This window comes from Globicatella sanguinis NBRC 15551 (assembly GCF_001552295.1).
Classification (GTDB): domain Bacteria; phylum Bacillota; class Bacilli; order Lactobacillales; family Aerococcaceae; genus Globicatella; species Globicatella sanguinis.
The window spans coordinates 1-1801 of record NZ_BCQX01000193.1; the positions used below are offsets into that span (position 1 = coordinate 1).

The 1801-nt window shown below is 36.5% G+C and carries 2 protein-coding genes; both read right to left on the reverse strand.

The features are described 5' to 3' along the window. Window positions 1–40: 40 nt before the first annotated feature. Window positions 41–814, reverse strand: a complete 774-nt coding sequence (gene dapB, locus GSA01S_RS10015; RefSeq protein WP_066127204.1) for a 4-hydroxy-tetrahydrodipicolinate reductase — start codon at window positions 812–814, stop codon at window positions 41–43. A 2-nt stretch (window positions 815–816) separates the two neighbouring features. Further along, on the reverse strand, window positions 817–1713 hold the full coding sequence (gene dapA, locus GSA01S_RS10020; protein WP_066127207.1) for a 4-hydroxy-tetrahydrodipicolinate synthase: 897 nt from the start codon (window positions 1711–1713) through the stop codon (window positions 817–819). Between the last annotated feature and the right edge of the window lie 88 nt (window positions 1714–1801).

A 1801-nucleotide genomic window follows, 5' to 3' on the forward strand; every position in this document is an offset into this window, starting at 1 on the left:
CGAAAATTATTTAATTTTCTACTTCTTTCCCACTCTCTATCTAGCGCATCAAGTCACTCATGGCATATAGCCCCGCTGTTTGTTGTAATAAAAATTCAGAACAAGCTATTGCACCTTGGACAAATAATTCTTTATTGTTTGCCTGATGTTTTATTTCAATGACTTCATGATGATTGGCAAATAAGACAATATGTTCCCCTACAATATCACCACCACGAATCGCATGGACCGCTATTTCTGAATGAGGGCGCCCTTCTCCAATTCCACTACGTCCATAAATAATCGTTGGCGTCTCTTCAATTGCTTGTTGGGCCGCTTCTAGTAACATTAGCGCTGTTCCACTAGGAGCGTCTTTTTTATAACGGTGATGTTTTTCAATAATTTCAATATCATAACCTAATGGATATAGTGTTTTGGTTAATTGATAAATCGTTTTTTGAACGACAGCCACACCAATACTTGTATTATTAGTGTCAAAAATAGGTACATATTGACTAGTATCTTTCACTAACGAAAGTTGCTCGTCTGAAAGACCGGTAGTAGCCAGTAAAAGTGGTAATTGTTGCTCCTTCACAAATTGTAACAACTCGTTAGTTAATGAGGGTGAAGAAAAATCAATGACTAAATCAGGTTTAATGGATTGTCCTGCTACATACTCTGTCAGCTCTTTAAAATTATAAAAAACTGGAAATAATTCATCTTTTTCCGGACTCTTTTGTAATCCGGCATAAATTTCAATATCTTGTGTATTATCGGCATATCGGATGATTGCTCGTCCCATTGCACCACTCGATCCAATGATTATTATTTTCATCTTTACTCTCCCTTTTGATAATGCTTAACTACTGGTAACAAACTTTCGAGTTCTTTTTTAACTTGTTCACTCGGTTGCCATAATGGTAAACGATAGGCATTTTGGTTATACCCCATTAAATGCATCATATATTTAACTGGAATGGGATTCACTTCTACGAATAAACGATCAATTAATCTCGCATAATTATTTTGTAAGTTATGTGATGTCTCGGTATCACCTTCAAAATAACTTTGACATATTTGATGCGTTTCTTGTGGTAAAACATTCGCTAAAACCGAAATGACGCCTTTGCCTCCTAAAGCCAAGATGTCATAAATCAGGTCATCATTGCCAGAATAGATGGCAAATTGATCTAAATCGACTTGTTCAGCTAAAGCTTTCGTATAGGCTAAATCGCCCGTTGCGTCCTTAATGGCTACAATATTTGGATGTTGCGCTAATTCAACAACTTGTTCAACCGATAAGACTGCTCCAGTTCTTCCAGGTACATGATATAAAATAATTGGAATCGAAACAGCATCAGCAATTTTAGTAAAATGCAATAACATTCCTTGATGATTCGCTTTATTATAGTAAGGGGTCACTAATAATAAGGCATCGGCTCCCGCTGCTTCTGCTTTAGTACTTAATTCAATGGTGTGTCGAGTATCATTAATCCCGGTCCCAGCTATAATTGGTATTTTTCCTTCTACCACTTCAACCGCGCGTTTAATGAGATTAATTTGTTCTTCGTCTGTCAATGTAGAGACCTCACCAGTCGTTCCGGTAATGACTAATGCATCTGTTTGATTTTCTAAATGGAAGGTTAACAATGCATCAAAAGCTGGCCAGTCAACGGCGCCGGTTTCATCAAATGGTGTAATCAATGCGACTGCGGATCCTGTAAATATTTCCATTATTATTTCCTCCTATATTTTTGTTAGTAATGTTGTGTTTTTAGCATGTTAGTTGTTTTAGCTTTATTAGAGTTTTTAGAGACTTTAG

Excerpts from the sequence above, each read along its gene's own strand:
- dapB (WP_066127204.1), bottom strand. The coding sequence starts at position 814 with ATGAAAATAATAATCATTGGATCGAGTGGTGCAATGGGACGAGCAATC.
- dapA (WP_066127207.1), bottom strand. The coding sequence starts at position 1,713 with ATGGAAATATTTACAGGATCCGCAGTCGCATTGATTACACCATTTGAT.